Raw genomic sequence first — 6,440 nt, forward strand, 5'->3', positions numbered from 1 at the left:
TCCTATGCCCTTTTACGACACCTCAGCCACTTGCTACTCCTAAGCTTTCATTTTTCACACTTTGACTAAGGAGAAATCCTGCGAATTCATGAGCCAGAGTGAGTTATTTAAATCATTTCGAGGGAGTTGAATGAAACAGATATTGACTTGGCCTCAGCTTAAACAAATCTTGCAATATAAAATAGACCCTTCAACACAAGAAGAGTCTATTACTAATCAATCCACATATTTTTCGCAGGCTATACCGTCTTTGTCTCTATCACTTTTTTATTGGCTTCATATAGAGCTTTAGAAACATGAGGTTTATATTTTGTTTTTCCACCTTTATTTTTGGTTGATGATGAACGAGCTACGCCGCCTTTATACACCTTATTCAACTCTGTGCAATTTTATATGTAACTACTTTTACTTTTGCTTCTGCTACGCCAGTTGATCCTATCATTGGTCCAATAAAAAGTCCAAGAGATAGAACAGTCACAAATACCTTTTTGATATTAATAGTAACACTTCCTTTCTACAGTATAGAAAATAACTCTATTATCCTTTTTTTAATATATTGGATATTATTTAATACAAACTATAGTACTGATTGAACTACAGGGTGAATATTTCTCAATTTTATCCGTAGTCAACTACTTGTCCATTGTTGAAAATCTGTAACAAACGTATGAACCTGGGTGAAAAGGCACTCTACTACTGGTCGTTTTATTAACGCGAAAACATCCGTTTTTGATTATATAGTTAATATTGACAATATTAAACTTGGAATATTATAATAATTTTATTGGTTGAAAATGGGTTTAATTTAATAGAATTATTTAGAGTTAAAAACATTTATTATTTATATTTTATTACATGTCTTTAGCAAGTGCTAAGTTCACCCTTTATTTGGAAAAGATATGTCTATATCTAACTGTTATGAAATTAAAGAATGAAATTAATGTACATAGATGTATATAGTATAAAATGAATAATCTTCAAGTTTTCTCTTATTAATTTATTAATTTGACCAGAAAAATCACCCAATAAATAACAAAACAGAAGGTGGATTATTCAAGTGTCTCTTAAGAAATTACTAAATTATTTTCTAGTTAGTGTATTGATTGTATCATTGCTTTTTGTACCAAATAGTCAAGTGTTGGCTAGTAATGAAAATGTAGAGTCATCAGAACTAATAAGCATTAATGCTAAAGACATCTACAATTACCCTGAGTTAGCGCAATTTATTGAAGAAATAGATCCTAATATGGGGGAATTACCGTCTGAGATTACTGAATCACTAAGTATTGAAGAAGACATTGATAATTCAATAGATGAAGATTTTTCGTCAACTGTATCCTCTGAAGACAGAGCTAAAATAATGGAACTATATGGTTTAGGAGAACCTGAACCAGAGTATGTATTGGATGAATACTATTTGTTTTCAAGTCCTGAAAGTCTAGTATCCCCTTTTGCTGTTCGTCCAGATAGTACTTGGAAAATGACCTATTTAACTACCTCTGCGGGATTTTTCGTTACCCTTTCAATTCTTCAAGGTAATGCAGTTGATTCAATAACCGGTGATGTAGAACGACAGACACTAAACGGAACTACTTGGCAAAAAGGAACGGTTTCAGGATTCAGCAAGACTAAGGCTAATACAGGAAAGGTCTTCACTTGGAATGCTGCCCCAGTAGCTGTTGCTGAAGCTTATATTTATGATATTACAGTTAAAGATAGTGGTAGTACTTATAACTATTCAAACAAAGGTAAATATAATCAAGTAAGATACCATTTTTCAGGTGGACACTATGGTAAAATGGCTGCAATGGGTGGTGAGAGACACCATATTGTTTCTTCTGCAGCATTAAAAAGTGTAGGTCTAAGTTCATATGCGGGTCCCGCAATGAGAATGTTAACAAAAGATCATAAATTGACGCCAAACCATGCGAATAGTACTGAAGCACAAAACTATCGTGCTAAAGAGCTTCAATATTTGAAGAACAAACAATATCAGGAGCTGTTAAATTTCACAGTTGATAATCTTAAAAAGATAGCTGATCCTGGTGGAGGTTACGGTACTCTGGCTAATAAATATAGATATGCGTTGTCTGATGCCCTCTTCTACGCACATCAATATTTTAATATTCCAATCAAATAATCAAAAATTAAAGAACCTCTCTTTATAATGAGAGGTTCTTTAATTTAATAGGTAATTCTTATATAATACTATTGATTACCTAAAAATAGATTTTTTTCTAAGCTTGTGGATTAAATTCCCCATACAAACCGATAAATTTATATAAGATAAATTAGTGAATTATAGTGGCTTATTTTTGGTTTGTATAAATTATCTAAGAATTTATTTTAATATTGATGGGAGAGGCAGTTTTAATGGAGAATATAATGATTATCTCACCCTTTATCGGGATTGGTACTGTAAAATTAGGAATGAGCCAATCAGAAGTTCATGAGATCTTAAAGGATGGTGGCTATCTTGAAAATCTGATTAGCAGATGCGAGTATGATGAAAATGATAAATTGAAATTTATAGAAATAAGTAATCCGTTTGATGAGTTTGATCTTCAATTACTCTACGATGGAATTGATGTATTTAAGACGAAAGCCAACAGCTTAGTAGAGAAGATCGACGAAAAAACACCTTATTTTAGAAATGAAGAGGCTGAAATGGGAGTGTGTTATACTTTTAAAGACCTTCAGCTGTCATTTTGGAGACCAAGTGCGCTCACTGAAGATGAGATGAATTCAGTAGAATTTTTAGAAGAATTAAGTCCGGAAAACCAAGAGTATGAAAAAAGAAATCTATATTTTAGTGCAGTTGCTATAGCTTCAAAAGGATATTATTAAGAGTGCTCTTCTTGTAAATGCTAGGTGCCGAACTTAGACCATGTGAGTCGTAAAGAACCACCGTTATTAAGCTAGTTGAAAGAACAGGGTGATTTTGTAACCTAAAAGTAATTACAGCTGCCACTACTTTATAAACAAAAGGGCTCTTCACATTGGGGATGTGGAGTCCTTTTTCTATTTAAAGGATATGAACTATTCATGAAGTCATCATGCTAACGTTTTCCCGTTACTTGAACGTTACTTCACAGTGTTGTAGTTAGATATAATATAAATTAGGCTACTTAAAAGTATTTTCCCATTCTTCTCTTAAAATCCCCATACGAATGGAATCATAATAACTCCCATTATAGAAACGTACCTTGCGTATTCGCGCTTCATTTTTCATCCCTAATTTTTCACCAACTCGAATCATTCTTTCATTGCCTGACCATGTAGTATAACCTACACGGACAAGTGGCATTGTATCGAACAAATGATCAATCCATAACTTTAATGCACGTGTTCCGAGTCCTTTGCCCCATGAACCACTCTCATAAAATACAATTCCCATTTCAAGCCATTTCGAAGGTTCATGTTCCCAATAATAAGAAACCATACCCCGTACAATTCCATCTACTTCAATTACCCAAGGGGTTGGTTTATTTATCCAGCTTTCGCCGATTGGTAAAAATTCTTCATAAGTTTGAGATTGATGAGGGTAATAAGGAGCATCCCATCTCTTCCATTCGGGTTTTTCATCCTTATATTCTAATTCCCAAATGCGAAAAAGATCAGTATATTCAATTGGCCTAATTAACAAATTCCCATCTTGGTACATATAAGTATATTCCTCTTTTCAAATAATTTGGTGTATTTAGTCAGATTAAAAAGAGACATAGGAAGCTACTTTTCAATCACCTTTAATGAATCATTCCTGAAATTCTAAATTAGTTTCATTATACCAGAATATAGAAAAACAAATAAAATTTCTCGCGTTTTGTCGTATACTAAAACTTGAAATAATATGTTTTCAATTTAATCATAAGTATTATCGATTATGTTAAACTGCCCAAAAGCATAAAGAAAAAGCAACCGGTCTATTGATCGGTTGCTTAGTTTTTCTTCTTGAACTATCGTTTTTCCGTTAGCGTAATCAACCTGTTGTGAAGTTAATGATCCCCTGCACCTAAATAACTTTCTGTTGGCACTTTGTATAATACATAATCGCTAGTCCACATCTGCCCTGTTATAATAATCCTTCCTTCACCTTCAAAAAATATCCCAGAACCCTCATAAGAGTCATACTTTAACCCTTGACCCTCCATTTCCCTTATGACTTTGTCTCTTCCTTCTTGTTGATTTCCGCTATAACCGAGCCAATAAAACCCATTAACATTTGCTAATTCAACTAGTTCATTGTTACTCTTATCTAATTTCTCAACAACTTCTTTCTTTGATACACCTTCAAAAGGAAGCGTTGGATAATAAGCTTTACTAGAGTAAAGCCAAAAACTTAGTAAGACAATTACTGCCAGTATTAATGCGATTAGAAGAAATAATATATTCTTTTTCGTTTTCACGTTGTCGTTGACTCCTTTTTTTAGAATCTATATAAGTTATACCTGAAAGATTGCTATAAGTTGCGATAAGTAAAGGAGGAAGGAGCAGAAAGTTAACCTGCCGGTTAACTTAACGGAAAATGGAGCAGCTGACCACCGGCAAACTGCTCCATGCTGTTATTGACCTAACGTTTTTCCGTTAGCTGAATGTTCAGAATCGTTTGTTCAATTTTTTATACAATTCTACTGAAACCACATTCCAACGGTTGGGAAGCTTTGTTATCCTGCTGATTAGCAAAAAGGGAGCAGTTGCCCTTTATTAATTAGATGCTTTGGCTATTTCTTTTTACTCATTGTACCTGCAATTTACTTGTTTAGACTCTCAAACACTTTATGGTAATTATACGGGGACTAATGCCACGATCATTTGGAATCAGGTCCCAGCAGGTACTTATCGTATTGAAGTTTAAAATCTCGGTGCAGATCCTTATATCCGGAAATGGATATGTTCAGTAACAGTAATCTAAATAAAGAAGGAGCAGTTGTCCATGACAACTGCTCCTTCTTTATTTAGATCGATATTCTGATTCTGATATTCGTGAAAAGATTCCGTAATCAAGAATGATTTGCATTGTATTTGGACCAATTTCCTTCATCTCCCGTGCAATTTGAGACTCATCGAAGATAGTTTGCTCTACTACTCGGGAAAACCTACCCTGGTGCGTAGTAATTGTACCTACGTCACTAAGATCTAAGGGATAAAAATCTTTAGTCTCTTCTGGAGTTTTTAGTTCTGAACCTGGGGAAACAGTAGTATTTGTTATCGTCTCATTTGCTTTTGAACGGGAGGAGCTATCCGCATTGATTGCAGAATTTGAATTTATAGTTATGAAAGCTCCAGAAATCATCGTTATTGCAAAGGTTGTCAAAACTTTTTTTATCATCAAAAATACCACCTTTCAATAATTAGTATTCCCGCTCTTTTTATCCTAATTCCAAATTTTTGAAGAATAAAAAAACAAAACCTTATTTAATGTATTTTATACTATTTACTGTAAAAAATTACAATACTAAACGAATTTCTTGAATTCAGTTTTGATAGAAATCAACATGTCCTCAGACAGTCAAAAACGCCCTTAGGAGCTTTCTTAAGGGTGTTGTCTTTAGGAGCTGAAATCGTTACGAATCGATTTATCGGTGTTATAGAAGACAATATCACCATCACTGAGCGAATAGTGACTGTTGTAAGAATCAAGCACATTGTTTCGGTAGTCTTCAAGCTACCACTGGTTCATAAGTGGTGCATGAATGTACTGCAAATGCGGCTATTTAGATTTCCGTTCCGGATCGATTCAATGTCGAAGTTCACGACGATGTATCCATCCTTCAGGAAAATTTCATACGGACGCATTGGCCCTCTGTGTCGTCACTGCATCGGTTAAAGGCTTCAGCGGTATATTACGCATCCGATTATTCAGGATAACATACCGGGAAACTTCGTCCTCCGCAGATCTGCCTATGTAGATGGGGAGAATAGAAAGGTCGTTCATTTAATGACATCGGATCATTTCTATACTGCCTCTACAATAACAGGTACTCTTGATGATGTCATGAATGTTATTGGTCAAATTAAAGAATAATTGAGTCACCTCCATAAAGGCCAAAGTAACCGACAACGGAACTTTGGCTTTTATGTAGTGACTGGCTAGACATCTCCATCAATAATCTAAAGTATCCCCGAACACTTATGGTGCCTATTGATATATGGGCACCTTTTCTTATATTAGCTCTCTGTTAATGAGATAAACATTCAATCTAGATATGAATTTAATTCTAGTGTTTGTTAAACTATTCTGCCCAATATTAAAGAAAAAGCAACCGCTCTGTAGATCGGTTGCTTACTGGTTCTTCTTAAACTATCGTTTTCTCGTTAGAATTCCTGTAAAACGAAAAATTTGGAGTTTGAATAAAAAAGAGCGCCTCTGTACGATGGGAGTACGCAACGGGTCAAAAGCCCTTAAAATCCACATCAGGAGGTCGCTCTAACATGAAGTT

Annotated in this window: 5 protein-coding genes and 1 pseudogene; 2 read left to right on the top strand and 4 right to left on the bottom strand. The window is 34.4% G+C overall.

The genetic code is table 11. The features are described 5' to 3' along the window. Positions 1-216: 216 nt before the first annotated feature. Positions 217-442: pseudogene (locus PV403_RS24620) on the bottom strand (excalibur calcium-binding domain-containing protein). A gap of 615 nt (positions 443-1,057) precedes the next feature. On the opposite strand from PV403_RS24620, the gene PV403_RS24625 reads away from it, so the two are divergent. Further along, complete coding sequence (locus PV403_RS24625) at positions 1,058-2,140, top strand: hypothetical protein (RefSeq protein ID WP_332086266.1); 1,083 nt, start codon at positions 1,058-1,060, stop codon at positions 2,138-2,140. Between the two features lie 233 nt (positions 2,141-2,373). After that, the gene (locus PV403_RS24630) at positions 2,374-2,847 is read left to right on the top strand and encodes a hypothetical protein (RefSeq protein ID WP_213535853.1); all 474 of its coding nucleotides are present in this window, start codon (positions 2,374-2,376) and stop codon (positions 2,845-2,847) included. A gap of 277 nt (positions 2,848-3,124) precedes the next feature. Here the strand turns inward: PV403_RS24630 and PV403_RS24635 are convergent, their stop codons facing one another. From PV403_RS24635 to PV403_RS24645, 3 genes are all read right to left on the bottom strand, one after another. Beyond that, on the bottom strand, positions 3,125-3,664 hold the full coding sequence (locus PV403_RS24635; RefSeq protein WP_332086268.1) for a GNAT family N-acetyltransferase: 540 nt from the start codon (positions 3,662-3,664) through the stop codon (positions 3,125-3,127). Positions 3,665-3,995: 331 nt separating this feature from the next. Further along, the gene (locus tag PV403_RS24640; RefSeq protein WP_332086270.1) at positions 3,996-4,406 is read right to left on the bottom strand and encodes a hypothetical protein; all 411 of its coding nucleotides are present in this window, start codon (positions 4,404-4,406) and stop codon (positions 3,996-3,998) included. A 545-nt stretch (positions 4,407-4,951) separates the two neighbouring features. Continuing rightward, positions 4,952-5,329, bottom strand: coding sequence for a hypothetical protein (locus PV403_RS24645; RefSeq protein ID WP_332086271.1), 378 nt, complete (start codon positions 5,327-5,329; stop codon positions 4,952-4,954). Between the last annotated feature and the right edge of the window lie 1,111 nt (positions 5,330-6,440).

The organism is Paenibacillus sp. GYB006 (assembly GCF_036577645.1).
Classification (GTDB): domain Bacteria; phylum Bacillota; class Bacilli; order Paenibacillales; family Paenibacillaceae; genus Paenibacillus.

Excerpts from the sequence above, each read along its gene's own strand:
- PV403_RS24635 (WP_332086268.1), bottom strand. The coding sequence starts at position 3,664 with ATGTACCAAGATGGGAATTTGTTAATTAGGCCAATTGAATATACTGAT.
- PV403_RS24645 (WP_332086271.1), bottom strand. The coding sequence starts at position 5,329 with ATGATAAAAAAAGTTTTGACAACCTTTGCAATAACGATGATTTCTGGA.
- PV403_RS24630 (WP_213535853.1), top strand. The coding sequence starts at position 2,374 with ATGGAGAATATAATGATTATCTCACCCTTTATCGGGATTGGTACTGTA.